General features: G+C 50.7%; 26 protein-coding genes. 5 read left to right on the top strand and 21 right to left on the bottom strand.

Features of this window, described 5'->3' with window-relative positions; all coding sequences use genetic code 11:
* Positions 1-17 precede the first annotated feature (17 nt).
* A complete protein-coding gene (locus B5E82_RS17855; protein ID WP_140393096.1) occupies positions 18-200 on the bottom strand; it encodes a hypothetical protein in 183 nt (60 codons plus the stop codon).
* 192 nt (positions 201-392) lie between these two features.
* Here B5E82_RS17855 and B5E82_RS06150 point away from each other — a divergent pair, with 192 nt between their 5' ends.
* From B5E82_RS06150 to B5E82_RS06160, 3 genes are read left to right on the top strand one after another with little or no spacing between them, the layout of a single operon-like run.
* Positions 393-1,562, top strand: coding sequence for a DnaD domain protein (locus tag B5E82_RS06150; protein WP_087306690.1), 1,170 nt, complete (start codon positions 393-395; stop codon positions 1,560-1,562).
* 15 nt (positions 1,563-1,577) lie between these two features.
* Positions 1,578-2,558: an ATP-binding protein gene (locus B5E82_RS06155; RefSeq protein WP_087306691.1), complete on the top strand. Its 981-nt coding sequence runs from the start codon at positions 1,578-1,580 to the stop codon at positions 2,556-2,558.
* Positions 2,559-2,604: 46 nt separating this feature from the next.
* Positions 2,605-3,801, top strand: a complete 1,197-nt coding sequence (locus B5E82_RS06160) for a ribose-phosphate pyrophosphokinase (protein WP_087306692.1) — start codon at positions 2,605-2,607, stop codon at positions 3,799-3,801.
* 197 nt (positions 3,802-3,998) lie between these two features.
* Here the strand turns inward: B5E82_RS06160 and B5E82_RS06165 are convergent, their stop codons facing one another.
* The 15 genes from B5E82_RS06165 to B5E82_RS06235 all read right to left on the bottom strand — a co-directional run bounded on the left by B5E82_RS06165 (position 3,999) and on the right by B5E82_RS06235 (position 18,247).
* Positions 3,999-4,688: a response regulator transcription factor gene (locus B5E82_RS06165; RefSeq protein WP_087306693.1), complete on the bottom strand. Its 690-nt coding sequence runs from the start codon at positions 4,686-4,688 to the stop codon at positions 3,999-4,001.
* Positions 4,685-6,181, bottom strand: coding sequence for a sensor histidine kinase (locus B5E82_RS06170; RefSeq protein ID WP_087306694.1), 1,497 nt, complete (start codon positions 6,179-6,181; stop codon positions 4,685-4,687). The genes B5E82_RS06165 and B5E82_RS06170 overlap by 4 nt, the downstream gene beginning before the upstream one ends.
* Positions 6,182-6,331: 150 nt before the next feature.
* Positions 6,332-7,396 (bottom strand): PTS transporter subunit IIC, encoded by a 1,065-nt coding sequence (locus B5E82_RS06175; RefSeq protein ID WP_087306695.1) that lies wholly within the window; start codon positions 7,394-7,396, stop codon positions 6,332-6,334.
* Positions 7,397-7,541: 145 nt separating this feature from the next.
* Positions 7,542-9,350: a hypothetical protein gene (locus B5E82_RS06180; RefSeq protein WP_087306696.1), complete on the bottom strand. Its 1,809-nt coding sequence runs from the start codon at positions 9,348-9,350 to the stop codon at positions 7,542-7,544.
* 17 nt (positions 9,351-9,367) lie between these two features.
* The gene (locus B5E82_RS06185; RefSeq protein ID WP_087306697.1) at positions 9,368-9,703 is read right to left on the bottom strand and encodes a hypothetical protein; all 336 of its coding nucleotides are present in this window, start codon (positions 9,701-9,703) and stop codon (positions 9,368-9,370) included.
* Positions 9,704-9,834: 131 nt separating this feature from the next.
* Positions 9,835-10,683 (bottom strand): tagatose-bisphosphate aldolase subunit GatY, encoded by an 849-nt coding sequence (gene gatY / locus B5E82_RS06190; RefSeq protein ID WP_087306698.1) that lies wholly within the window; start codon positions 10,681-10,683, stop codon positions 9,835-9,837.
* 91 nt (positions 10,684-10,774) lie between these two features.
* Entirely contained in the window at positions 10,775-12,199 is a 1,425-nt protein-coding gene (locus tag B5E82_RS06195) for an ATP-binding protein (RefSeq protein WP_087306699.1), read from the bottom strand.
* A gap of 178 nt (positions 12,200-12,377) precedes the next feature.
* A complete protein-coding gene (locus tag B5E82_RS18835; RefSeq protein WP_242966256.1) occupies positions 12,378-12,596 on the bottom strand; it encodes an SDR family oxidoreductase in 219 nt (72 codons plus the stop codon).
* Positions 12,494-12,781, bottom strand: coding sequence for a hypothetical protein (locus B5E82_RS18450; RefSeq protein WP_242966258.1), 288 nt, complete (start codon positions 12,779-12,781; stop codon positions 12,494-12,496). The genes B5E82_RS18835 and B5E82_RS18450 overlap by 103 nt, the downstream gene beginning before the upstream one ends.
* Positions 12,782-12,789: 8 nt before the next feature.
* Complete coding sequence (locus B5E82_RS06205; RefSeq protein WP_087306701.1) at positions 12,790-13,617, bottom strand: substrate-binding domain-containing protein; 828 nt, start codon at positions 13,615-13,617, stop codon at positions 12,790-12,792.
* Positions 13,618-13,764: 147 nt separating this feature from the next.
* On the bottom strand, positions 13,765-14,250 hold the full coding sequence (locus B5E82_RS06210; RefSeq protein ID WP_087306702.1) for a deoxycytidylate deaminase: 486 nt from the start codon (positions 14,248-14,250) through the stop codon (positions 13,765-13,767).
* A 33-nt stretch (positions 14,251-14,283) separates the two neighbouring features.
* Positions 14,284-14,913: a uracil phosphoribosyltransferase gene (upp, locus tag B5E82_RS06215; RefSeq protein ID WP_087306703.1), complete on the bottom strand. Its 630-nt coding sequence runs from the start codon at positions 14,911-14,913 to the stop codon at positions 14,284-14,286.
* Positions 14,914-14,929: 16 nt separating this feature from the next.
* Positions 14,930-15,364, bottom strand: coding sequence for a ribose 5-phosphate isomerase B (gene rpiB / locus B5E82_RS06220; RefSeq protein WP_087306704.1), 435 nt, complete (start codon positions 15,362-15,364; stop codon positions 14,930-14,932).
* Positions 15,365-15,506: 142 nt separating this feature from the next.
* A complete protein-coding gene (locus B5E82_RS06225; protein WP_087306774.1) occupies positions 15,507-16,199 on the bottom strand; it encodes an N-acetylmuramoyl-L-alanine amidase in 693 nt (230 codons plus the stop codon).
* A 290-nt stretch (positions 16,200-16,489) separates the two neighbouring features.
* Positions 16,490-18,247: a glycosyl hydrolase family 18 protein gene (locus B5E82_RS06235; protein ID WP_242966254.1), complete on the bottom strand. Its 1,758-nt coding sequence runs from the start codon at positions 18,245-18,247 to the stop codon at positions 16,490-16,492.
* A 674-nt stretch (positions 18,248-18,921) separates the two neighbouring features.
* On the opposite strand from B5E82_RS06235, the gene B5E82_RS06240 reads away from it, so the two are divergent.
* Complete coding sequence (locus B5E82_RS06240; protein ID WP_087306706.1) at positions 18,922-19,662, top strand: adaptor protein MecA; 741 nt, start codon at positions 18,922-18,924, stop codon at positions 19,660-19,662.
* Between the two features lie 161 nt (positions 19,663-19,823).
* Here B5E82_RS06240 and B5E82_RS06245 read toward each other — a convergent pair whose 3' ends face one another.
* A complete protein-coding gene (locus B5E82_RS06245; RefSeq protein WP_087306707.1) occupies positions 19,824-20,027 on the bottom strand; it encodes a DUF1858 domain-containing protein in 204 nt (67 codons plus the stop codon).
* A gap of 374 nt (positions 20,028-20,401) precedes the next feature.
* Between B5E82_RS06245 and B5E82_RS06250 the strand changes: the two genes are divergently transcribed.
* Positions 20,402-20,572 carry a DUF362 domain-containing protein gene (locus B5E82_RS06250; protein WP_087306708.1) on the top strand — a complete coding sequence of 57 codons (171 nt, stop codon included), beginning with the start codon at positions 20,402-20,404 and terminating at the stop codon, positions 20,570-20,572.
* 33 nt (positions 20,573-20,605) lie between these two features.
* Here the strand turns inward: B5E82_RS06250 and B5E82_RS06255 are convergent, their stop codons facing one another.
* From B5E82_RS06255 to B5E82_RS06270, 4 genes are all read right to left on the bottom strand, one after another.
* Positions 20,606-21,202, bottom strand: coding sequence for a helix-turn-helix domain-containing protein (locus B5E82_RS06255; RefSeq protein WP_087306709.1), 597 nt, complete (start codon positions 21,200-21,202; stop codon positions 20,606-20,608).
* Positions 21,203-21,356: 154 nt separating this feature from the next.
* Positions 21,357-22,700 (bottom strand): replicative DNA helicase, encoded by a 1,344-nt coding sequence (gene dnaB / locus B5E82_RS06260; protein ID WP_087306710.1) that lies wholly within the window; start codon positions 22,698-22,700, stop codon positions 21,357-21,359.
* 1 nt (position 22,701) lies between these two features.
* Positions 22,702-23,148, bottom strand: coding sequence for a 50S ribosomal protein L9 (gene rplI / locus B5E82_RS06265; protein WP_087306711.1), 447 nt, complete (start codon positions 23,146-23,148; stop codon positions 22,702-22,704).
* Position 23,149: 1 nt separating this feature from the next.
* Entirely contained in the window at positions 23,150-25,198 is a 2,049-nt protein-coding gene (locus B5E82_RS06270; RefSeq protein ID WP_087306712.1) for a DHH family phosphoesterase, read from the bottom strand.
* Between the last annotated feature and the right edge of the window lie 139 nt (positions 25,199-25,337).

Genomic DNA, 25,337 nt, shown 5'->3' on the forward strand with positions numbered 1-25,337 from the left:
CCACATTATCCACATGCTTATGCACCTTTTATCCGCAAAAAGCATGTGGATTTTTCTGTGGACAACCTGTTGACATAAATATTTTCCAGAGTTTCTCTTATTTTTTGTTCTTTTCCTCTTTTTTGCCTGTTTTCAGGTCTGTGCGGTCCTTTTCCCGGTTGCAGATAATATTTCTCCACAAAGTTATCCACATTATCCACATTTTCTGTCTCCACAGTTACCATTCACAGCCGGTTCAGACAGGGAAGCAAATGTGTCGTGCCGGCACGGAAACTGTGGCCTTTCAGCAAAAAAGCCTGTTTTTTTTTGTCGGGAAGTGTGCTACAATACAGATACCCTAAGGTTGCAGAGATACGTCTGTCTGCCGGAAGGGAATAGAAAGGTGCGAAATCATGAACGGTTTTATTCTGCGTAAGGATGCGGACAGCGGTCATACGCTGGTCCCCGATTTTTTTCTGGACAATTACATGCCCGGCGCCAATGGAGAATATGTGAAGATTTATCTCTATCTGCTGCGCTGCCTGAAGTCTGACACACAGGAGCTGTCCATTTCTCTCATCGCAGATAAATTTGAACATACAGAAAGCGACGTGTGCCGCGCATTAAAGTACTGGGAAAAGAGGAAGCTCCTGAAACTGGAATACGACGCTTCCAGCAATCTCACCGGAGTCCGCGTACTGGAGCACGAAGCCTCCGAAGGCAGTCCGGGACCCCGGGGACTGGACCAGCCGGAGCCGGAAAAGGCCAAGAAGGCCGCAAAGGCCGTGAGCGGCGCGGCAGATGCGAAAGATGCGAAAGATGCGAAAGATACGAAAGCGGCCGGAAATACGGCATATGCAGGAAACGCGGGAACCTCTGAAAAATCTTCCGCTTCCGGGCGAATCCCCACCGATTTGCTGTCTCCCCAGGAGGCCCAGCAGCTTCTTTTCATCTGTGAGCAGTATCTGGGCAAGACCTTAAGCTCCAGAGAGGTGGCTCAGATCCTGGATCTGCACGACTCTTTCGGGTTCAGCGCGGAGCTCATCGAATATCTTGTGGAATACTGTGTGTCAGGAGGACACAAAAGCATCCATTATATTGAAGGCACCGCCCGGGGCTGGCATGAGGCCGGCATACGGACAGTCTCTCAGGCACGGCAGCAGACCACTACATACAACCGCGCCTATTACAAGATTCTGAAGGCCTTCGGCATCTCCAACCGCAACCCGGTGGACGTGGAAATTTCTTATATGGACAAGTGGCTGAAGTCCTATGGTTTCTCCCTGGAGCTCATCACCGAAGCCTGCAGCCGGACCATGGCGACTATCCACCAGCCCGGTTTTGAATACGCGGACAAGATCCTGTCCGGCTGGAAAAAGAATCATGTGGCTTCTCTTGCGGATCTGGAGGCTCTGGACCAAAGCCGCCGCTCCGCAGCCAGGACAGCCCAGACGTCTTCTCAGCCAGCCGGCGAAAAAGAGCAGGCGCCCTCCCGCAGGACCGGGGCCCAGAACCGCTTTCACAATTTCAAGGAACGTGATTATGATTTTGAGAAACTGCAGAAGCAGCTTATCAATCAGTAAGCAAAGGAGCAGCTTATGCCTTTGATCAATACACAGTATGATTCTATCATGCGCGGATACGCCCGCAGGCAGGCCCGTTCCCGCCAGGAGCTGGAGGAACGTCTGGAGCGCATTCATCGGGAGATTCCGGAGCTTTCCGCCCTGGAAGAACAGATTACAGCCTGTCAGGCGGAAAAAGTCCGCGCCGCCGTCTCCCAGAACCGGGAACTGAGCGCTGAGCTGGAGGAACGTCTTACTCAGCTTTTTGAGGGACGGGCAGAACTTCTGGCTGAGCATGGGCTGTCACTTTCCGATCTGGAGCCGGTCTATACCTGTCCGGACTGCCGGGATACCGGCTATATCGGCGAAGAAAAATGCCACTGCTTCCTGCAGGCTGAAATCGATCTTCTCTACCACCAGTCTCATCTGAAGGAGATTCTGGAAAAAGAGAATTTCCATACCTTTTCCTACTCCTGGTATGAGGGAGAAGATCGGGAAATCATGCGGCGCTGCGTGATGGACGCCCGCATGTTCATCGAAAACTTTGACAGCAGCTTTCAGAATCTTCTGCTTCTGGGCGCTGTCGGCACCGGAAAGACCTTTCTTTCCAACTGTATCGCAAAAGAACTGATGGATACCTGCCATTCCGTAGTCTATCTGACGGCCTTTCAGCTGTTTGAGTTGCTTTCCAGAGCTGCCTTTGGATCAGAGAAGCAGAACAGAAGCTACCAGCAGACCTATCCCTATATCTTTGACTGTGACCTTCTGATTATAGACGATCTGGGAACAGAGCTTCCCAATTCGTTCACCGTATCCCAGTTCTTTCTCTGTATCAACGAACGGATTCTGCGGAAGAAATCCACTCTCATCTCTTCGAACCTGGACATGGAAGCCCTGCGGAATATCTATTCCGAGCGCGCTCTGTCCCGGATTATCAGCTGCTACACTATCCGTCAGCTGCCCGGAAGCGATATACGAATCAAGAAGAAACTTAAGCCTGGGCGCCCTGCCTCTTAATGAGCCCCTGCCAATACCAATTCATAAACCATGGAGGAATACTGTTATGTTACTGCAACGCAGCCAGCGCGTACTGGAAACTATCCCTGTCGGTTCTCTCGGACTGATCCCTCTTAAAAGCTGTGAAGAGCTTGGACGCCAGGTCAATGACTATCTTGTAAAATGGCGCCACAGCAGCGATCTGGAGCACAAGTCCAGCATTGCCTTCACAGGATATGAGCGAGACTCCTATCTGATCCCGGCCCACACACCCCGGTTCGGTTCCGGAGAAGGAAAAGGTACTATTGACGATTCCGTCCGCGGAAACGATCTGTATCTGATGGTGGATGTGTGCAACTACAGCCTTACCTACAAGCTTTACAACTACACAAACCGCATGTCTCCCGATGATCATTTCCAGGACCTGAAACGTGTCATCGCCGCCATCGGCGGCAAGGCCCGCCGTATCACGGTAATCATGCCCTACCTGTACGAGAGCCGCCAGCACAAGCGCAGCGCCCGGGAGTCCCTGGACTGTGCCATGGCTCTGCAGGAGCTGGTAAATATGGGTGTGGAAAACATCCTCACCTTTGAAGCCCATGATCCCAGAGTGCAGAATGCGATTCCTCTGAACGGATTTGAGACTGTCACCCCGGCCTATCAGCTGATCAAGGGCCTTCTGGAGACTACGCCGGGTCTGGAGATCGACAGCAGGCACATGCTGGTCATCAGCCCGGACGAGGGCGGCATGTCCCGCGCTGTATACCTGGCCAATGTTCTCGGCCTTGACATGGGAATGTTCTACAAGCGCCGCGACTATACCCGCATTATCAACGGACGCAACCCGATTCTGGCCCACGAGTTCCTGGGTACGGATATCGAAGGCAAGGATATGATCGTGGTGGACGATATGATTTCCTCCGGCGACAGCATGCTGGAAGTCATCCGCGAGCTCAAGAAGCGCAAGGCCCGCAATATCTATATCTTCTGCACCTTCGGCCTCTTTACCAACGGCCTGGAGAAATTCGATAAGGCTTACGAAGAAGGCCTCTTCACCAAGCTTCTGACCACCAACCTGGTCTACCAGACGCCGGATCTCTTAAGCCGTCCTTATTATGTAAGCTGCAATATGAGCAAATACATCGCTCTTCTTGTAGATACGCTGAACCACGACGTGTCCATCAGCGATCTGCTGGACCCCTATGACAGAATCCAGGCACTGGTCAGAAGATATCGGAATGGTGAGCTGCAGGGTCAGGATTAAAACGGGGTTTTATAAACACCCTTAAGGTTCCGAAATCGGCAGATGCAGATATTCTCCTCTGCTCAAATATCCATGCAGACTGCGCGAAAAGAATAAAAGAACGGCACGGGTTTCTCTGTCAGCTGATGGCAGAGAAACCTGCGCCGTTCTTCTTCATTAATAATGAGGCTTTTGCGCTATGACGCACTGTGTCCGGTTTATACTTTAAACCGGTACCCTACGCCCCAAATCGTCTCGATATACTGGGGCTTGGCGGAATTCTGTTCTATCTTTTCCCGAATCTTCTTGATGTGTACGGTGACTGTCGCGATATCTCCCACAGAATCCATATCCCAGATTTTCCGGAACAGCTCCTCCTTGGTAAATACGTGATTCGGATTTTCCGCAAGGAAGGTCAGCAGATCGAATTCCCTGGAGGTGAAATTTTTCTCCTCACCGTTCACCCAGACACGGCGGGCTGTCTTGTCAATTTTCAGGCCCCGGATCTCAATCACGGTATTTTCTCTGGCATTGCTGTTCACCAGGCGCTGATACCGGTTCAGATGGGCTTTTACACGGGCCACCAGCTCGCTTGGACTGAAGGGTTTTGTCATGTAATCGTCTGCGCCCAGACCCAGTCCCCGGATCTTGTCGATGTCGTCCTTTTTGGCGGAAACCATGATAATCGGAGTATTCTTCTTCTCCCGTACCTGGCGGCAGATCTCAAATCCATCCACTCCCGGCAGCATCAGGTCAAGAATCACCAGCTGAAAATCCTCATCCAGCGCACGTTTCAGTCCTGTCTCCCCATCTGCGGCAATCTCCACCTCAAAACCCGAAAGCTCCAGATAATCCTTCTCCAGATCCGCGATGGCTTCTTCGTCTTCTATGATCAGTATCTTACTCATGTGACCGGTACCTCCTGATATTTTCTGAGGACAAAATACATCACTGTCCCTGTGTTCTCCTTACTTGTCGCCCAGACCTTGCCTCCGTGGTCTTCAATGATTTTCTTCACGATGGACAGGCCGATCCCGCTGCCTCCCTTGGAGGAATTCCTTGAGGCGTCCGTCCGGTAGAAGCGGTTGAAAATCAGCGGCAGATCCTTTGTGGCAATTCCCTTTCCGTTGTCCTCTATCTCCACCTGAACAAAATCTCCCACGTCCTTCACGCGGATATTGATATAGCCTTTGGGCTTATCGATGTATTTGATGGAATTGCTCACAATATTATTGATAACGCGCTTGATCTGTTCCGCATCCGCGATAACCTGCACGTCCTCGTCCACATAATTGAAATAGGCCAGCTCAATGTTCTGCTCCTCCAGTTCGATGGACAGCTCCTCCACACAGTCCGCAAAATATTCGTTTACATTGATCCGGTCAAATCTGTATGGAATCCGGTTCGTATCGATCTTGGAATAAAAGGTCAGCTCATTGATAAGCCGTTCCATATCATTGGCTTTATTATAAATGGTTCTGATATATTTTTCCTGCTTCTCCGGCGTATCAGCCACGCCGTCCATAATCCCTTCCACATATCCCTTGACTGCGGTGATAGGCGTCTTCAAATCATGGGAAATGTTGCTGATAAGCTCCTTATTCTGCTTCTCCGCCTCCAGCTTCTCTTCCGCGGTTTCCTTCAGCCTGCGGCGCATATCCTCAAAATCTGTGCAGAGCTCTCCGATCTCATCCTCTCCGCCGGCCGGCATCTCAAAATCCAGATTGCCATCGGTAATCTTTTTGGTCGCCACCTGCAGATGATGGATGGGCGTCACGATGCTTTTATAAATCCATGCCGTCAGAATCATACTGGTAAAAATCAGAATCAGCGCCAGGACCATGATCACATCCATCACCAGAGACTCCATCTCCGGAATCATGCCGCTTATGGAAGTGACGATGAACGCCGTGCCCTCCGTCTGATCGGAATACCGGAAATCCAGCTGCCTCACAAGAGCCTGCAGATTTCCTCCAATATAGATTCCCATATCCTGCTCCTGATCCGCATCATGGGCTCCGTATTCCGGCAGGCTTTCCAGAAGATCTGTCTGGTCCCCGTCATTTCCTATATAGGTGAAGCTGTCTCCTTTACGCACCACCAGAAATGAATATCTCTTCTCCAGATCCAGATTTACCGTATCCAGATATTCCGTATCCTCAAAGGCGTCCGGGTCAGTCTCTGCCTTCTGCTGCATTCCGTCATAGGTCTCTCTGGTAATCCGGCTCATCATGGCAGGCGTATTGGAAAGGGTCTCATAAGTGACGTTCTCCACGCCATACAGTTTTCGAATGGAATTGAGCTGATACTGCCCAAAGCCAAAAAAGGCCACTGTCGTAAACAACACCGGGACAAGAATCAGAATCAGAAATGTAATGATTAATTTTGAACGAAGTTTCATGATCGTCTCCAGCTCTGTGGTATATCAGTCTCATTCACGTCTGACAACATTTTTATTATATCACAGAGCCAGAGGTCCTGCTTGGAAAATATGATAAAAAATCTAAATTTTTTCTAAATTAAATACAGCTTATCTCCCGCCTGTATCCGCCTACAGATCCAGCTTCATATCGCCATACTGAATCCAGCCCTTTTTCCTCATGAATTCTGATACAGCCAGCGTCACTGCCGCCGGCAGAATCACCTGAATCAGAAGGATTTTGACAAGCGTCAGCGCGGGACCGTCCACCGGGGCCATCACCTGCCAGGTCATAATCTGGCCTACCAGCCCGGAGGTTCCCATTCCGGAACCGGTCGCGTTATTCTCCATATGAAGCAGCATGGTTCCCACCGGTCCCAGAACGGCGCTGGAAATGATGGCCGGGAGCCAGATCAGAGGCTTTCTCACAATATTCGGCACCTGAAGCATGGACGTTCCCACGCCCTGGGCCAGCAGCCCGCCCAGTCTGTTTTCCCGGAAGCTGGCTGCCGCGAAGCCTACCATATTGCAGCAGCACCCCACCGTCGCGGCTCCCGCCGCCAGGCCGGAAAGATTCAGGATCACGCCCAGGGCCGCCGAGCTGATGGGAAGCGTCAGAATCATTCCCATCAAGACGGAAACCACAATTCCCATCAGAAAAGGCTGCTGAACGGTTCCCCAGTTGATCAGCCCGCCCAGGGCAGTCATCAGGCTGCTGATGGGAGGTCCGAAAATCAGGCCCGCAATGGAGCCGGACACAATCACTGTCAGCGGAGTCACCAGAATATCTATTTTGGTCCGGCCGGACACCAGCCGCCCAAGCTCAATGCCTGTGAGCGCGGCAATAAAGGCGCCCAGAGGCTCTCCCGGACCAGACAGGACCACTGCCCCATCCGAAAGCACGGAGCCGGCCAGAATCCCGCTGGCGAAAGCTCCGGCCATACCGGCCGTGGCTGCTGACAGCACTACGAGAGGACTGGCTTTGAATTTGCAGGCCGTTCCCACTCCGATGCCCGCCCCTGTCAGGGCCGCCGCCAGTTTTCCAAAAAGAAAAAGCGTATCTCCCGCTCTTCCCCCTACAAGCGTTCCGATCTGCTGAATGATCGTACCCACTATCAATGTGGCAAACAGCCCGAGCGCCATACCGCTCAGGCCGTCGATCAGAATATGATTGCAAAGCTTCTTCAGTTTTTCCATAACCTTTCCCCCTCTTTCACGTCCGGTTTTCCGCCGGTCCATCATTGACCATATATGTGTCTTGACACATGTGTTATCACTTAGGGGTAAGCTTATCATATCTGCATCAGAAAGTCAAACTCAAAACTGCCTTTCTGAAATCTCTTTATCCATTCTGCCAGGCGGCCCGCTCCGGAGACATCATCACCGTTCCTGTTCCTTCGTAGACGACCGTATAGCCCTTATCCAGGAACTGATTTGACAGGCCGCTTGCCAGGAACTCCTCTGCCCAGTGGGCCATATAGATCACGTTGGGGAACTTGTCGGGATGCAGCGCATAGTAGTCATACAGCTGGGTGCTGTTCTCATGAACCTGCCAGGTGGAATAGTTTCCGCAGCCCGCGTCCACATACAGGTAAATCCAGGGCGCCACGCCCACTACCATAATCTCATCTTCCTCTGTCAGATTCAACATGTCCAGTTCATCCAGCACCTGCGCGTACCAGTCTGCCATCTCCGGCGTCGTGTACACGTTTTTCAGAGGCCCCCTCTCCATCCGCTCGGAAAGCTCCCATACTCTTTCGTCTCCCCAGGCATAGGTCATCCGCAGGAAAAAGGTTCCGGCAAACTGAGCCACAATCATCACCGCCACACACACTACCGCAAGACATGACACGGCGCGTCCGCCGGCCGCTCTCTGCTTCCACTCCTTCAGCCAGTCCGCCACAAAGATCAGGCCCACCCAGGAGCACATGCCATAAGCCACACTCAGCGTCACAATGCCCGTATTGGTCGCGTACTGCACCACCAGCGTAAAAACCATGGCTGGCAGATACCACCAGCAGAATAGCCGCCTGTCCTTTTTCTCCGTGACCAGATAAGCCTCCAGGCACCAGAAAGCCAGAGGAAGCATCTGATAGTTCACCGTAATATGTTCAAAGATAAAACCGTAATAGATCAGATACGGCAGCACAGCGGCAGAAGCCAGCAGCATATAAGCCAGTCCATGCCGGAAGCGCTTTTTATCCAGCAGCGTCGCCGCGTAAATCACGCCAAGGGCGCAGAACATGTATTTGTAATTTTTAAAACAGAGATCAAAATATCTCCAGGTCTTGTACCAGTAATCCTGCTGATGCTCAGAGTCCCCCACTATGTGCGGCACGTTCGCAAGCACCTCCGCAAGCGTTCCCCTCTGAAACACAAAAGCCAGAAACAGCACAAGAATCAGGACCGCCCCCGCAGTCATCCAAAGAAAGCTGCTAAACCGAAGCGCGCCTTCCGGCTCTGTTCCCCGCCTCTTTCCGCGAATGGACGCCGCCAGGCAGATAACCCCATAGGCCGCGTACATCAGAATGGCAAAGGGGTTCGCCAGCACGATAGCCGCCATCAGAATTCCGCATAAAATATATTCCGGCACAGAGTGCTCCATTCTGGCAGAAAGCACTGCCAGAAGCACCGGCAGAAGTCCGAACTCTATGGAATTGTAGGACATGGCGCAGATACTGAAGGGCGCGAAAATCAGGAACAGAAATACGGGTCCGAAGGACGCGTACCCCCGCCTCTGGAACCGCAGATAAAAGAACAGCGTCAGCACTGCGGAATAAGCCAGATACAGGAAGCGGCTCGCCATCACGATTCCTTCCGTAGAGCCCAGCGCCAGCCGGATCAGGCAGTAAACCGGGTGAAGAAGAAAGGTACAAAGCTGCTGAGTCGGATTCCACTCGTCGATCAGGATCTTTTCTCCCCGGAAAATCCGTTCCGAGGTACCGATGAAGTACATCTCATCCGCTGTATTAAAACCGTAAAAGCTTCGGAAAATAAAAATAAGCTCAAGAATAAGAAACAGGGCGATAAAAATCAGGTGCTGCCGCTGGCGTCCTGTCCTCTTCCGTCCTGTCTCCGTCTTCTTGGGCTGCTTTTGTGTCTGTGTTTCTGTACGCGCTGCTGTCTGTATTGCTGTCTGCTTCTCTGTCATAACCTCTGACGCTCTCTTTACTCCTTTTTCTGCACAAGCAGTTCTTCTACATGTCTTCTCAGGGAAACTGCCTGGTCCGTAATCCTCTCCAGCTCTTCCTGCACAAGCCTCAGCTCTCTGCGCCGCGCTTCCTCCGTGTCACGAAGCTCATTTTCCCTGTCCGTCTCTATTTTTTTCAGTTCCTCTGCATGAGCCTGCTCCATATCCTGAAGCTTCTTTTCGTAAAGGGCTTTCTGCTCCTGTGAAAGCCGTTTTACCGTCTGCTCCAGCCGGCCCTGCTCCTGCCTTTTCTTCTGCTCCTTCAGTCTGCTCATCCCGTCTCTGTACAGCTGCTCCAGCTGTGTCACCTTCATTTTTATCTCCCCCTTCTGAACCGCCTAAAGGAAGGCCTTATGACGCTTTCCCGTTCCTGTTCTCCCCTTTTCCGGACTGCGGGGCCCCGGAGGAGCCCCGCAGCCGAACGGTCAGGAGCCTGTCAGCAGATTCACACTTTACCGGCGCAGCCGCACATGGTCATACGCAGCTTCACGATCTCTTTTACCTTTTCCATAGCCACTTTTCCATACTTCTTCGGATCGAAAGCGTCCGGATTGGCCGCCAGGAATTCTTTCACGCCGTCCGTGTAAGCAATACGAAGCTCTGTGGCAAAATTCACCTTGCAGATGCCCCGCTTAATGCTCTCCACAACAGCCTCTTCAGAAAGGCCGCTGGCTCCATGCAGTACCAGAGGAATGGAAACCACTTTCCGGATCTCCGCCAGACGGTCCAGATCCAGCTTCGGTTCTCCCTTATATACGCCGTGTGCTGTTCCGATAGCCACTGCCAGAGAGCTCACGCCGGTGCGCTCCACAAACTCCTTTGCCTCCATGGGATCAGTGTAGCCGCCGTTTCCGCCGTCTAGATCATCTTCCTTGCCGCCTACTTTTCCAAGCTCCGCCTCTACCGGAATTCCGGAGGGACGGCAGGCATCTGCCACCGCCTTGGTCACTGCGATATTTTCCTCAAACACATTGTGGGAACCGTCAATCATGATGGAGGTATAGCCTGTGCGCAGCGCCCGCATGGCCAGCTCAAAGCTGTCGCCGTGGTCCAGGTGCAGACACACCGGAACGCTGGCCTTCTCAGCCGCCGCCTTTACATTTGCCAGATACATGTCCAGTCCCGCATATTTGATTGTGGACGGAGTAGTCTGCATCATCAGCGGAGCGCGGAGCTCTTCCGCCGCCGCGATTACGGCCATCACCATCTCCATATTCTCCACATTAAACGCGCCTACCGCGTAGCCGCCCTTCTGTGCGTCCAAAAGCATTTTTTCCGATGTAACAAATGACATATCTGTTTCCTCCTCACTTTTTAAGTGTTCCGGCAGCAGGTCTGCCGTTTCCTATATGTTATATCATACACTGCCTTGGAAAAAAGCGCAATTACATTTCCTCATAATCGGGCGGGGCAGATAAAACAAGAAGTTCTTCCAGCGTAACCAGCAGCAGACGCGGATCATTCCGCGCTTCCTGTATGAGGCCGCTGCTAAAACCACTTTTTGAAAATAATACATACCATGTATCATGCCGTCTCTTTCTGAAAACATCTGCCTTTTGCTTCAGTTCTTCATACACGCGCCGGTCTGTCAACTCGTTTCTCCATTTACACTCGCAAATCAGATAATCTTCCCCGTCTTCAGCGATGAGATCTATTTCCGTCTCTTTTCTTTTCTCCGGGTCAGTTCCCCACCAGCGTCCAATTTTTGTAAAAAGCACCGGAAGCTCTCCTCTGCTGTTTTTCAGCAGCAGGTACTCCCTGCAGATCATTTCAAAAGCAGTTCCCATATAATGGCTGAGGTCCGGCGCAATCCGTTTCGTCCACACAAGCCTTTCTGCTCCTGTCTCCAGCAATGTTTTATTGGGAGATACATAGCGGTACCAAAAACGGAACATGGGATCGCAGATACCGTATTGAGCCTTTCTGCTGTTTTCCTTTTCTCCGAACGGAACTTCCCTGTACAGAATTCCAAGCTCGCGGAGCACAGAAATATATTTCAGACATTTAGCTGTTTCTTCTCCTGTCCTGGCCGCGATTTCCGCTGAACGGACAGCGCCCCCCGCAATCGCTTCGATCACTGCACAGTACATACCCGGTTTCTGGACCTCCTGCCTCATCAGAAGCATGGGTTCCTCATACAGATAACCCGTCGGCGTCAGAAAATCTTTTCTGATATTATCCTCAAATCCGGTTTCATTATCTATCTGCCGCAGATACAGCGGCGTACCTCCGTAAATGGAATAGAGCATCAGTTTTTCTCCGCCGGAAAATCCCGGAAGCATGCGGATTCCCGTCGTATACAGAAAGGGCTTCATATGAAGCTGAGCTGTTCTCCTCCCAAACAACGGGCTTTTGCTGCTCAACACTTCTTTCTCCATAAATCCCATATAACTGCCGCACAGAATCAGAAACAGCTTTCCATCCTTCAGCCGGTGGTCAATCAAATGCTGCAGCACAGACATCAGGGCAGGATTGCTGTCCGCAAGATAGGGAAACTCGTCCAGAACAACCACCAGCTGCCTGTCTCTCTGCCTCTCATTTATATACAGGAATGCCTTTTCCCAGTTTGAAAACCCGCTCACATGCTCCTCCCCGTAAAACCGGAACACCTCTGCAGAAAACTTTTCCAGATTCATCTTATCATTGGTCTGCTCCGCTGCATAAAATATGCTGTCTCTGCTCCTGCAAAATTCATTCAGCAGCGTAGTCTTTCCCACTCGCCTCCGCCCATATAATATGAAAAGCTGAAATCTGTCCTGTTTATACAGCCGGTTCAATTCTTCCAGTTCCTTTTCTCTGCCTACAAACATGTGTATCTCCTTACTGTAAGATATAATTAACTTCAAAATAATTAATTTCTAAGTAATCTATTTTTATAGTACAGGAAACAAAGCCTGCCTGTCAAGGGCTCCTGAAAAAGAAAAGAAAAATTTCGTGAATCATGTCCTCACGGTCTGCGCAGCATGTGCGCAGACCTGGACAGAACTGTTACAAAATTTCCTCCAAAAAAGCTGCCGGAACAGATTTCAAAAATTCCTGTCCGCGTTCCCCGCCCCAGCATTTTACTGCCAGTGGTGTCAGAACCACCGTGGGAGAAACTGCATTTACGTTAATATGATAGCGTCCCCATTCGTTTGCCAGCGTTTTCGTAATGTTAATAACTCCCGCTTTAGCCGCTCCGTACAGAGCATGCCGCGGAAGTCCCACAATACCGGCCTGAGATGCCATGTTGATAATTTTTCCGCCAGATCATCATGGTCTCTTCCCGCAAAGAGCTCCGCTGTGCTGCGGGCAATAGAGCCCGCAGCGCCGGTTATGATGGCAACTTTCCCTTCCAGCGACATATTTTTATCGTATCCCGGAAATATTCCGTCTTCCAGTATTCTTGCCATGATTATTCTCACTCCTCAATGTACTGATCTACATTGTCAATAGTAATAAGCTGGAAAGAAATATCGTACCTTTCTTCCACTTCTTCACCAGATGCTACTTTTACGGCAGTATCTACTGCTGTACTTGCCTGTGAGTTTGCGTCCTGAAGCACTGTGCCGGAAAGTCTGCCATCTTTTACTGCCTGGAGCGCATCAGGAATGGCATCTGTTCCGATAATGATCAGGTCTCTGTTCTGTGATTCTGCAGCCTGAAGGGCACCCATGGCCATATCATCGTTTTCACAGATAATCGCTTTCAGTTCCGGATATTTCCCCAGCCAGTCTTCTGTAGTGGACATAGCCTCATCTCTGGACCTGTTTGCAGAAAGCGTCGCTACACACTCATAAGTATCGTCTGCAAGAATCGTATTCTCAAGCCCTTCATATCTGAGAAGCTGAGAGCTCTGTCCCATCTCGCCTTCCAGGATTGCGTACTGACCGCCCTCTTCTCCCAGCTGCTCCATTACAAAATTACCCATAATTTCGCCTGCCTGCGTATCGTCAGAACCAATGTAGGATACATAATCTGTACGCGTGGTTTCCGTATTAATCTCAATAACCGGAATATTGGCGTCTGCCGCAAGATCCAGTACCTGTGCGGAACCGTCCGCATCCTGCGGATTCAGAATAATCACATCGACCTGCTTGGCTATCAGATCTTCCGCCTGAGAAATCTGTTTTGCCACATCAGCCTGTCCATCCATCAGATAGAGATCGCAGTCCGGATACGCCTCTTCCGCATAGCTTTCAATCGCTTCGCCCAGCTTGTTAGAATAGGTATCCGACATGGTTTTCATCAATACTCCAACTCAGTTCCCACATACAGACGCGGAGCACTTTAAGACCGTCTTGTCTTAAAGTGCTCCGCGTTATCTTTTTACCATATGATTATTTCTGCTTTGTCCACATGCAGGGCTCGCACACCGTCAATCAGTAAAATCCACCTATACCTCAAGCTCAATCTTCCTGCCCGTGTGCAGATAGGGAACCAGCTCCACGCCGGCCGCCCGGAACATCCGCTTGGACGCCAGTGTGGCCGCCGTATCCGCATACTTATCGGAAGCGTAGACCACCGTCTTCAGTCCCGCCTGAATGATCGCCTTGGCGCACTCGTTGCAGGGGAAGAGAGCCACGTAGATCTTGGCGCCTTCCAGGCTGCCTCCCCGGTAATTCAGAATGGCGTTCAGCTCCGCGTGAGTCACAAAGGGATATTTGGTCTCATTGCTTTCGCCGGTTCTCGCCCAGGGAAATTCATCGTCGTCACAGCCTTTGGGGAATCCGTTATACCCCATGGACAGTATCTTATTGTCCTGGCTGACGATGCAGGCTCCCACCTGAGTGTTCGGGTCCTTGGAACGCATTCCGGACAGCATGGCTACTCCCATAAAATACTCGTCCCAGCTGATATAATCCTGTCTTTTCTCTCCCATGAATCTCTCCCTTTCCTCCTGTGGGACACCTCTTTATTTTGTTCCGAAGATACGGTCTCCCGCGTCTCCCAGTCCGGGAACAATATAGCCGTGCTCGTTCAGGTGGTCGTCCAGCGCGCCGATATAGATATCCACATCAGGATGAACCTCCTGCATTTTCTTCACGCCCTCCGGCGCTCCGATGATGCAGAGCAGGCGGATATTCTTAACCCCGCGCTCCTTCAGCATCTGAATGGCCGCCACTGCAGAACCTCCTGTGGCAAGCATGGGGTCTACCACGAACACATCCCTTTCACTGCAGTCTGCCGGAAGCTTGCAGTAATACTCCACCGGCTCCAGCGTCTCCTCGTTCCGGTACAGGCCGATATGGCCGACCTTGGCTGACGGTATCATGGCAAGCATGCCGTCCACCATTCCGAGACCCGCCCGGAGAATCGGAACGATTGCCATTTTCTTTCCGGCCAGCTCTTTCACTGTAGTTTTGCAGATAGGCGTCTCAATCTCCACATCCTGAAGCTTCAGATCCTTTGTGGCTTCGTAGGTAATCAAGCTGGCTATCTCGCCTATCATTGCCCGAAAATCCTTTGAACCCGTCTCCTTGCGCCGAATCACCCCGATCTTGTGCTGAATCAGCGGATGCTCCATTACTACTACCTTTGACATTTCTTTTGTCCCCTCTCTAGCAATCTTCAATTTTGCTGATTCTTCTCTTATGCCGCTCGTCGCCCGAAAATTCTGTGTGCAGGAAAGTATCCACAATCTTTACTGCCAGCCCCGGACCCACGACACGGCCGCCCATAGCCAGAATGTTTGCGTCATTATGCTCTCTGGTAGCTTCCGCGCTGAAGCAGTCGCTGCAGAGCGCCGCGCGGATTCCCTTATACCGGTTGCAGGTAATGGAAATTCCGATTCCCGTTCCGCAGATCACGATCCCTTTCTCACACTCTCCGCTCAAAATGGCCTTGACAACCTTTCTTCCGTAATCCGGATAATCCACGGAATCATGATTATTCTCACAGCCCAGGTTTTTATAGGCAATTCCCTCACGATCCAGATACGCGATCACAGCCTGCATCAGATCATAGCCGCCGTGATCACACCCCAATGCTATCATGCGTTTCTCCTCCTATGAAGTATTTTCCCAACAGTTCAGTCATGAAGCGTACCGGACTGTTTTTCTTTTAGAGATTATATCATTTTTTCTGGAGAATGGCAATGAAATCCGGCCGCAGAAGCGGCGTCTGAAGGGAAGAGAACTATACGCTGTTCATATATTTCAGAATTCCCATGTGAATCGCCCAGACCAGTTTATCCTGATAGTTCTCATCCTGAAGCTTCGCGCAGTCTGCCCAGTTGCTTAAAAACCCGCACTCTACGATAACAACCGGAGCTTCCGTCTTTTTCAGCAGGTAGTAGGTGTCATTTGCCTTGGCCTGCCTGGTATTTTCCGGCTCAGCCACGCGGACAAGCTCCGACTGCAGAACCTTTGCCAGCTTTTCACTTTCCCGCGACGTACTGTAATAAAAGACCTGAGCCCCATGAATGCTTTCCTCATGATAACTGTTCTGATGAATACTGACGACGCAGACCGGCTGCTCTTCATTGATCAGTTCACAGCGCCTTTTCATATCCTGCACCTTTTTATTGGAAGCGTTCTCATCATACAGCCCCCGGTCTTCCTCTCTGACCAGCATAACCTCCATATCCTGCTGCTCCAGAAGTGTTTTCAGTTTTTTGGCAAGCTGAAGATTCAAATCCTTTTCCAGCACGCCGTCCACTCCCACCTTGCCGGGATCATTTCCGCCATGCCCCGCGTCAATCATAATCAGTCTTGTATCCTCCCGCTTTGCTCCCGTCCAGGCTTCCTCCCAGAAACTCTCTCTTGAAAAATAGGAGGCTGCCGCAAGAACTACAAACGCCATCCCGATTCCCAGGCCTCTGCTGTCCATTTTCAGCCTGCTTCTGATTCTGCGCAAAAATTCCATGCTGTGTTCATCCGCCGCTTATCTCTTTATTAAAAATATATGGCAGATATAAATGTTTCATACCGGGCGGTGCCGGAAGCCGGAACAGAAACGCAGAGCTGAAAACCGGAGCCGGAAGCAGCCGCGGGAAGCAGAAACCGGAAGACAGTAACAGGAAGCACCCGCGGCGGATGCCGCGGGCGCTTCCTGTGCCGGACAAAGCCGGCATACTGCTGCTGTTTGCTGTATCTTTATCATTTCCCATTTATCATTTACTAATTGACATATCTCAGAATCACATCCCAGATATCCTGCCGCTCAAAGCCGAGCTTCCATGCAGAAATACCGGCCAGATTGTATTCCTTGATAAGCGACGCCTTCAAAGCTATGGATTCCTCTTCTTCCAGCCAGACTTTATAGGTATTTCCATCCGCCGTATATTCAGCGTAATACTGGCCCGAAGTCTCGTCCCAGGTTTTTTCAGCTCCATTATCTGCCAGAACCTCGTCAATGGCATCCATGCCGTAGGCCCGGCTGGATACCTTCACGTGTACACTGGTATCTGTCGCCGGAAGCTCTGCCTCTTCTTCTTCAGTAAGGGGCCGCTCCTCCCACAGGCGTGTATAGAACGGAACGGCATTGATCAGCTTCTCAGCCGGAACCTGTTCCAGCGCCAGCTCGATGCCCTCACGCACCCAGTTGATGCTGGCTACGCTTCCCGCTGTCTCAGAACCTGCATAATGCTCATCATAGCCCATCAGAATCACGTAATCCACCACCACTGCCTGCTCTTCCAGATCATAGAACGTATTGTGATCCGCCGGACGGTAGTTGTCCACGGAAAGCACGATTCCATTCTGGCGGCATCGGATGGACAGCTCCCGCAGGAACTGCAGAAATGCCTTTGCGGAATCCGCGTTAATATACTCAAAATCGATATTCAGACCATCCAGATCATACTCGATGGCCCTCGCAATCAGGTTGCTTACCAGACGCTGGCGGGAAGAAGTCCGGGACAGGATCTCATAATCCACGATACTGTCTTTATAGGTAATATCCTCCACCAGAGCCCATACCTCGATTCCGTTCTGGTGGCAGTAATTTACATAAGTCTGACTGGCCAGAGACTCTATGTTTCCTTCATTGTCATTGAGGAAAAACCAGGTGGGCGAAATCGTCGTAAGTCCCTTTGTATTCGCTATCATTTCCAGCACGTTACTGTTTGCGTCCGAATTCGTCACCTGATGCCAGGCCATGTTGATGGTGTAATCTTTTGAAATGCTTGTGTACTCCGGCTCTTCGTAATTGGATTCAATCGTCTCTTCGCCCCGGCTGCCCAGACTTCTGTTCCGGATATAGCCGATAAAGCCGTCCGCTGTCCTTACCTTTGTCCAGTCTCCGATATCCTCCTCCTCTTCCAGCACATAGAGTATGTCACCCTTTTTCACTTCCGTGAGAATCGGGCTCTTGATACCGGCGCGGTAACGCACCTGACCCGTTCTCTTCGCGGTCACTGTCTCTATCGTGCCGAATTCTGTGGTAATCACGACCCGGTTCACCTCGTCCGTCATAACCTCATACTGAAGGGCTGTATACTTCTGGATATATGAAAGCGCAACATATGCCGTATCTCCATCCACCTTAACAGGCACATAGCTTTCCGTATAACTCTGGTTCCCCTGCGTATAGGTATTACTTCCCACTGCAGCCGTAACCACTTCTGTAGGCGTCGTATACAAAAGCAGATTTTCCGCCTGATCCCAGTAGAAACGTGAATTCAGGTAATCGTACAGCGTATCGGTCGTCACATAGACCTCGCCGTCAAACATACGCCCCTTGATCTCCGTCAACTCATCGTTCAGAATCACTGCCACTTCGTCCGCTTCCGACACAGAATAATATTCCGTCCACGCCATGCGCTCCTTGGAAGGGCTGTATTTATCTATCAGATAGCTGACAAATATACCAGCCAGCACGACAATGATCAGCAGCAGCACTGCCAGTACAGGCGCTACCCGTCTGTTTACCTGCATTTTCCTTTTTTTCCTTCGTTTTTTTGCCGTCATTGCAGAATCCTCCTGTTTCCATTATAATAACAGAATTTCCACGGTACGTCACCCCTGTTTTCTACATTTTTCTCCCCGGTTCGTCATTCGGAAAAATTCACGGAATTTTCTGAGAAAGACTGTTCACAGAAAGGCTTTTAGAAACTTCCTGCCCACAAAGCGCAAAAGGAAGCTGCGGCTTCCGCTTCTGTCCGGTTCGGAGGGGCCTCACCTGCGTAACAGTAAGTAAAAAGCCGCGGCTTCCTCTCTTTTCCAAAAGGATTCGTGATATATTATCCGAAAAAACCGCCTTATTCTTTTAAAAACATCTTTCTCTGACAATCGTGGTTCTGTGGAAATTCCACCGATCTGGTGAATGAAAACAAGAAACAGCCTGGCTTACACAGGCACAGGACTCCGGGAGATCCGGAGAATCATTCGTAATCCGCCTCCTTTCTTCCGGCGGCTTCTTCGCTTTTTCATTATAAAACAAAATGGAAAATAAATGCAAGCGTTCCTGAAATTTCATTTTTTGTTTAGAAAATCTTTATAAAAAATTGGTATTTTTAACGTATTGACTTCCGATTAAATATTGTATATACTTTCAAAAATGTATATAATAGAAAAGAACCAGTTGATTTGCAGATTTGGATGTGAGGATTATGAGAATAGAAAAACTGAATGACAACCAGATACGCTGTACCCTGACCAGGGATGACCTGGCCAACCGCCAGATTAAGCTGAGCGAGCTGGCTTATGGCACGGAAAAGGCAAAAGAGCTGTTTCGGGATATGATGCAGCAGGCAGCCATTGAATTCGGTTTTGAAGCTGATAATATCCCATTGATGATAGAGGCGATACCGCTTCCCAATGAATGCATCGTTCTGATTATCACCAAGGTGGAAGATCCGGAGGAGCTGGATACCAGATTCTCCAAGTTCGCCCCGGGCGGCGAAAGCGCCGGTGATGAGGCAGGCGATTTGAATGGACTGCTTCCGGAAGGCGCCGACAATGTGCTGGATATGTTCCGCCGGCTGATCGACCGCCACCTGAAAGAGAGCGGCAGGGAGGAGCAGGCGGAAAAGGCCGTAGAACTGGCCTCCGAGCTTGATTTGACCCGTATGTACTTTTTCCCGAATCTGGATACGGTCATTTCGGCCGCCCATGTGCTTCAGGGATATTATAAAGGATACAACTCCCTGTACCGTCTGGCCAAAGACGGCAGCTACTGCCTGGTGATCCGCAAGAGCGGCCACAGCCCGGAAGAATTCAACAAAGTAGCCAATATTCTTTCCGAATACGGCTCCAGCGGCAAGTATTCCTCTGCCAGCGAAGCCTATCTGGATGAGCATGAAGAGGCCATGGTCAGAGAACAGGCTCTGCAGAAGCTTGCGCTTCTGTAAGCTGGCGGTTTGAATGACAGATACAGCGTAAAACAAGAGAACAAAAATACGGCTGCAGACCGGAAATCCCGGTACGCAGCCGTGCTTTTTATTCTCTTCTGCTATTTTTTTACTGACCAAATCAGCGCCCGGAGAAGTCTTTCTGCCTGACGCTCCAGCCTTTAGACTGCCTGAAGAAACGCATTCAGTCTTGCTACCAGCGTGTCCGGATCGATGCCGTGAACCATAGCAGCCTCTCCGAGACTCTCAAACTGATGTGCCGGGCATCCGATACAGTGCATGCCTTCCCGCATCAGAATATTTGCCATGTTCTCATTTGTCTGAAGCACTTCCGCAATCAGCATGTCCTTTGTTACCTGTGCCATCTGAAACTCCTCCTTTATCTATCTTGCTTTTGTTCTGTCTGCTTTCACTATTATCTGCACATTTGCAAGGTTTATTATAATCTAATTCCGAGTAATTTGCAAGGAATTCATTCAGAAATTTCAATTTAAATTACAGCTGTCTCTCTGGAGCGCAGATTTTGTACATCTTTACGTACAATCCTCTGTTTACATATTTTTCACTTGTATAATTTGAATATTTATTATAAAATACACCTGTAAACAATCCTTCCGGCGCAGAGCTTTCAAGGCTTCTCCGCATGGGAAGGTATCAGGATGACACATAAAATTACCCGCCCGGCAGAGACGTTTTCCTACGTTCCCCGGCAGGTAGAATAAAAAGGAGGATTTACATTATGGCTTATGTAATCAGTGACGAGTGTGTAAGCTGCGGCGCATGCGCAGAGGTATGTCCGGCAGAAGCTATCAGCGAGGGTGACGGCAAGTACGTAATCGACGCAGACGCATGTCTTGACTGCGGAACCTGCGAGGCAGAGTGTCCGAACGGCGCAATCAGCGCAGAGTAATCGGCTGAATCAGCGTACAGCAAAGGGACAGGCCTATACGGTCTGTCCCTTTTTCTGTCTGAAAAAACCTCGTTTCTTTTTCTCCTCTCCGCCGAAAAGGGCCCGCTCCTTTCGGGCTTTCTGGGAACTGCGGATGGTCTCGTCCAAACGGCGGAAACGCTCGTCCTCCCGTTCCTCTTTCATCCGAAGCAGATAATCCATCTCTTTAATCACCTGATCGCTGACCTGAGTTCCGATTTCCACTCCCATTTTCTCTGTATGGTCCTCCAGCGCTTCCGAAATCAGCCGGCTCATAATGCACTGGAACCGGTGCATTTTCTCTTCCCGGGCCGCTGTCTGGCTGTCCGCGGAAATCGGCAGCTTGTCCGCCCGGGCCAGCAGATGGGTGATTTCAGAATCGCCCTTTTCCAGGTCCGGCAGCAGCATTTTTACCGCTTTCAGCTGCACTCCCTGGTCTTTCAGTTCTTTGATCTGCCGGAATAACCGGATATTTTCTTCTGTATAATAACGGTGTCCCATCTCATTGCGTCCGATGGGAAGATCCAGCTCTTCCTCCCAGTAACGGAGTACATGAGCTTCCACATCCACCAGTTTTGCCGCATCGGAAATCATATACCGAACGTCACTCATACCTGTCCCCTCCAAAATATGTATATTTTTTCCATATTGCTATTATAACAGGTTTACAATCTTTTACAAGGGGATAAAAGGAAATTTTATGACTTTTTTTAAGCCGACCCAAGTTGATAAGGACATACCGTGCACAGGCAGAAATCAGGACCGCCTAGATGGGCGGTCCCGGTTTGAAGTTTTTGAAGGTTGTATATTCCGGCATCCAGAGCAGATTAATGGTTCCCACAGGGCCGTTTCTCTGCTTGGCCACAATCACTTCAGCCAGATTCTTCATTTCCGTATCTTTATTATAGTAAGAATCGCGGTACAGGAACATGACCATGTCGGCGTCCTGCTCAATGGCTCCTGATTCACGAAGGTCTGACAGCATGGGCCTGTGGTCGGGCCGCTGTTCCACGGCACGGCTCAGCTGAGACAGAGCTACCACCGGCACGTTCAGTTCTCTCGCCAGACTCTTAAGACCGCGGGAGATATCTGAAATCTCCTGCTGTCTGGACTCGGAGCCTCTTCCTCCTCCCGACATCAGCTGCAGGTAGTCAATCATAATGATTCCCAGCTGGTTTTCCAGCTTGTATTTTCTGCATTTGGAGCGCAATTCCGCCAGGGTGATACCCGGCGTATCGTCAATAATCAGGTTGGAGGAGGCTACGCCTTCCGCCCCTTCCACCAGACGCTCCCAGTCGGAATCTGTCAGGTTTCCGTTTCTCAGCTTCTGGGCGTCCACACCGGATTCCATGGAAAGGAGACGGTTCACCAGCTGCTCCTTTGACATCTCCAGACTGAAAATCGCCACGGTCACATGGCTGCGAAAAGCCATATACTGAGCAATATTCAGCACGAAGGCTGTCTTTCCCATAGAAGGGCGGGCTGCGATCAGAATCAGGTCCGAAGGCTGAAATCCCGAGGTCTGATAATCCAGATCTTTAAAACCCGTGGCAATTCCCGTTACGTTTCCTTTTGTGCGGGAAGCTGTCTCAATCTTCTGTATGGCGTTCAGCACCACCTGGCGAATCGGCACAAAATCTCCGGCATTCCGCCGCTGTACCAGATCAAACACCTTTTTCTCTGTCTGCTCCAGTATTTCCTCCATGGGCTCCGTACCTGCATAACAGAGATTATTGATTTCATCGTTCAGACGGATCAGCCTGCGCAGCGTGGCTTTCTCCGCCACAATGTTCGCGTAGTATTTTACATTGGCCGAGGTCGGCACCTGGTTCAGGATATCCCGGACAAACTCCATGCTGCTGACCTCTTCCGGCACATCCTTGGCCCGGAGCTGATTCTGCAGCGTGACCAAATCTACCGGTTCATCCTTATTGAAGAGCTCCACCATGGCTTCAAACACAATCCCGTACTGGCGCTGGTAAAAGTCCTCTCCGGTCAGGATCTCAGAGGCTACCAGAACTGCCTCCCGGTCCATAATCATGGAACCGATGACCGACTGCTCCGCCTCCAGGCTGTGAGGCATCACACGTTTGATAATCGCTTCTTCCATCTTATGCTTCTCTTACATTCACTTTCAGCTCTGCAGTTACCTTCGGGTGCAGACGAATCGGAACCATGGTGGTTCCCAGGGTCTTAATCGGGCTCGGCAGCTGCATCTTCTTTTTGTCCAGTTCCACTCCCAGCTGCTCCTGGGCAGCCTGAGCAATCTCCTTGGTGGAGACGGAACCAAAGATTTTTCCTCCCTCTCCGGTCTTGATGCTCACGTTGATCTCCATCTTGGAAAGACGCTCCGCAAAGGCCTTCGCCTCTTCGTAGACTTCCTTCGCAATCTTTTCCTCATTGGCCTTTTTCAGCTTCAGGTCATTGAGATTCTTCGGCGTCGCCTCCAGTCCCAGCTTCTTCGCCAGAATATAATTGCGGGCATAGCCATCGTTCACATCTACAATCTGTCCCTTCTTTCCCAGGGACTTCACATCTTCTATCAAAATTACTTTCATTTTAAAATTCTCCTTCCTCATGAAGCTTATCAATGGTATGCTTCACGATTTCAATCGCTTCCTCCACTCCGCATTCCAGCTGCGCACCGGCCATGTTCATATGACCGCCGCCGCCCATACGCTCCATCAGCACCTGCACATTCACCTCGTCGATGGACCTGGCGCTGACATAGGTCTTATGCTGATAGTCCGTCAGAACAATGGATGCCTTGACGTCGTTGATATTCAGCAGCTCATTTGCAGCCTGCGCGCCCACAATCGTGGGGCTTTCTATATTTTCCGTGGGGCATACGGAAATGGCGAATCCGTGATACAGCTGCGCATGGCGCACTGCTTCTGCCTTCGCTTTGTATTCCGCCATATCGCTGCGGAACATCTTGCGCACACGGGTCACATCCGCGCCGCAGCGCCGCAGGAAAGCCGCTGCCTCAAAGGTACGCACACCTGTCTTGCTGGTAAAGTTATTGGTATCAATGATGATACCGGCATACAGGCAGTCTGCCTCCACTGCCTTAATCTTCAGTCCTTCATCAAAGTACTGCAGAATCTCTGCCACCATCTCACAGGCCGAGGACGCGTAAGGCTCGATGTAGGAAAGGATCGCATTGCTGATCTGCTCGTTGGTCTGCCTGTGGTGATCCAGCACCACAATCGTGGAAGTCCTGGCAAGCAGCTCCGGACACTCCGTATAGCTGGGCCGGTTCGTATCCACCACCACCAGCACCGTATTCTGGTCGATCATTTCCATCGCCTGTTCGCTGGTCAGGAACATGTCCGTCTCATAGGCCGGATTATCCATAAAGCAGCTTTTCATGGGGCGTATAGACGTGGTAACTTCATTAATGACAATGTAGGCCCGTTTTCCAAGGACCTTTGCCGCCCGGTAGATACCCACAGCCGCGCCGAAGGAATCTGTATCGGACCTCTTGTGTCCCATGACCATAACCTTGTCTCTGCTCTCGATAAACTCCCGCAGAGCATGGGCCTTCACCCGTGCCTTTACCCGGGTCGCTTTCTCCACCTGCTGGGTCTTGCCTCCGAAATAGGAGATATTCTCTCCTTCCTTGATGACTACCTGATCGCCGCCCCTGGCCAGAGCCAGATCAATGGCAATCCGGGCGTAATCATAGTTCTCAGCGAAGGTCTTTCCGCTGTAGCCCAGGCCGATGCTTAAAGTCACTGCCATTTCATTTCCGATATTAACGGTCTTCACGTCCTGGAGAAGCTCAAATTTGTTCTCCCGCATGACAGGCAGATCCTTTTCCTGAATCGCTATGAAATACTTGTCTTTTTCCATCTTTTTGACGATGCCGCCGAGAGCGCCGATATACTTATTGATCTTCCGGTCCACAAGAGCAACCAGAAGAGAACGGCGCACTTCTTCCACCGTCTCAAGCGCCTCTTCATAATTGTCCAGATAGACAAGTCCTGCCACCAGTCTCTGCTCCCGAATCATGCGGATATACCGGTTCATCTCTGTCTCGTCGAAGAGATACACGGCAATCAGAAAGCCTTCGTCCTCCTCCACTTCCACAAAGGTGCTGCTGTCCATCACATGATCCATGTAAACCCGGCGCAGATCTGCCCGGTAATCCTTCTCTCCATAGGAAAAATGAACCGTTCTGCTGTCCTCGAAATCGCTTTCCGGCAGCATTTCCAGCGTAAATTCCGGGAAAAACCAGGTGATGGATTTCCTCAGATTCTTTTTCCCCTTGCCGCTGGCTTCAAAAAAGGCGGTATTTCCCCACAGGACCCTGCCATCCTCATCCAGAAGCGCATAGGGAATCGCCAGCTCTTTCAGAAGTTTGCGCTGCACCTGCCCGTACTGGGTCGCAAAGGACACCAGTTCCCCGTATATCTGCGGCCGGTTTTTTACGTACAGCAGCAAGACCACCGCGATATAGACGATAAGAAATCCGCTCATGACGCAGCCTGCCTTCACAGACACAAAGTACATGACCAGATTCATCACCAGGAGCAGAACGCTCAATATGAGCGGCCACTGGACATAACGCCTCAGCTGGCCCTTCAGTTGAACCTTTCTTTTCATTCTTTTCAAAGCTCCTATACCCGCTCCCGTATGCGGTTCCAAAATATTCCTCTCTCGCACACGGGATTCACTCGTTCATTAATGTTCCTATTATAGCACATATGGGTCATGATTTACAAGAAGGCGGATAACTGCTCAT

The sequence above is a fragment of the Lachnoclostridium sp. An138 genome, assembly GCF_002160765.1.
Taxonomy (GTDB): Bacteria; Bacillota; Clostridia; order Lachnospirales; family Lachnospiraceae; genus Laedolimicola; species Laedolimicola faecalis.

What these genes read in the sequence shown, in the direction of transcription:
- B5E82_RS06225 (WP_087306774.1), bottom strand. Translation starts at nt 16,199, where the DNA reads ATGGACAGCAGAGGCCTGGGAATCGGGATGGCGTTTGTAGTTCTTGCG.
- B5E82_RS06210 (WP_087306702.1), bottom strand. Translation starts at nt 14,250, where the DNA reads ATGGGAGAGAAAAGACAGGATTATATCAGCTGGGACGAGTATTTTATG.
- upp (WP_087306703.1), bottom strand. Translation starts at nt 14,913, where the DNA reads ATGTCAAAGGTAGTAGTAATGGAGCATCCGCTGATTCAGCACAAGATC.
- B5E82_RS06185 (WP_087306697.1), bottom strand. Translation starts at nt 9,703, where the DNA reads ATGAAGGTGACACAGCTGGAGCAGCTGTACAGAGACGGGATGAGCAGA.
- B5E82_RS06170 (WP_087306694.1), bottom strand. Translation starts at nt 6,181, where the DNA reads ATGAAACTTCGTTCAAAATTAATCATTACATTTCTGATTCTGATTCTT.
- dnaB (WP_087306710.1), bottom strand. Translation starts at nt 22,700, where the DNA reads ATGGAAGAAGCGATTATCAAACGTGTGATGCCTCACAGCCTGGAGGCG.
- B5E82_RS06205 (WP_087306701.1), bottom strand. Translation starts at nt 13,617, where the DNA reads ATGAAAACCATGTCGGATACCTATTCTAACAAGCTGGGCGAAGCGATT.
- B5E82_RS06150 (WP_087306690.1), top strand. Translation starts at nt 393, where the DNA reads ATGAACGGTTTTATTCTGCGTAAGGATGCGGACAGCGGTCATACGCTG.
- B5E82_RS06240 (WP_087306706.1), top strand. Translation starts at nt 18,922, where the DNA reads ATGAGAATAGAAAAACTGAATGACAACCAGATACGCTGTACCCTGACC.
- B5E82_RS06195 (WP_087306699.1), bottom strand. Translation starts at nt 12,199, where the DNA reads ATGTTTGTAGGCAGAGAAAAGGAACTGGAAGAATTGAACCGGCTGTAT.
- B5E82_RS06160 (WP_087306692.1), top strand. Translation starts at nt 2,605, where the DNA reads ATGTTACTGCAACGCAGCCAGCGCGTACTGGAAACTATCCCTGTCGGT.
- B5E82_RS06155 (WP_087306691.1), top strand. Translation starts at nt 1,578, where the DNA reads ATGCCTTTGATCAATACACAGTATGATTCTATCATGCGCGGATACGCC.
- B5E82_RS06165 (WP_087306693.1), bottom strand. Translation starts at nt 4,688, where the DNA reads ATGAGTAAGATACTGATCATAGAAGACGAAGAAGCCATCGCGGATCTG.
- rplI (WP_087306711.1), bottom strand. Translation starts at nt 23,148, where the DNA reads ATGAAAGTAATTTTGATAGAAGATGTGAAGTCCCTGGGAAAGAAGGGA.
- B5E82_RS18450 (WP_242966258.1), bottom strand. Translation starts at nt 12,781, where the DNA reads ATGGCAAGAATACTGGAAGACGGAATATTTCCGGGATACGATAAAAAT.
- B5E82_RS06175 (WP_087306695.1), bottom strand. Translation starts at nt 7,396, where the DNA reads ATGGAAAAACTGAAGAAGCTTTGCAATCATATTCTGATCGACGGCCTG.
- B5E82_RS06235 (WP_242966254.1), bottom strand. Translation starts at nt 18,247, where the DNA reads ATGCAGGTAAACAGACGGGTAGCGCCTGTACTGGCAGTGCTGCTGCTG.
- rpiB (WP_087306704.1), bottom strand. Translation starts at nt 15,364, where the DNA reads ATGATAGCATTGGGGTGTGATCACGGCGGCTATGATCTGATGCAGGCT.
- B5E82_RS06180 (WP_087306696.1), bottom strand. Translation starts at nt 9,350, where the DNA reads ATGACAGAGAAGCAGACAGCAATACAGACAGCAGCGCGTACAGAAACA.
- B5E82_RS06245 (WP_087306707.1), bottom strand. Translation starts at nt 20,027, where the DNA reads ATGGCACAGGTAACAAAGGACATGCTGATTGCGGAAGTGCTTCAGACA.
- B5E82_RS06270 (WP_087306712.1), bottom strand. Translation starts at nt 25,198, where the DNA reads ATGAAAAGAAAGGTTCAACTGAAGGGCCAGCTGAGGCGTTATGTCCAG.
- B5E82_RS06255 (WP_087306709.1), bottom strand. Translation starts at nt 21,202, where the DNA reads ATGAGTGACGTTCGGTATATGATTTCCGATGCGGCAAAACTGGTGGAT.
- gatY (WP_087306698.1), bottom strand. Translation starts at nt 10,683, where the DNA reads ATGTCATTTGTTACATCGGAAAAAATGCTTTTGGACGCACAGAAGGGC.
- B5E82_RS06250 (WP_087306708.1), top strand. Translation starts at nt 20,402, where the DNA reads ATGGCTTATGTAATCAGTGACGAGTGTGTAAGCTGCGGCGCATGCGCA.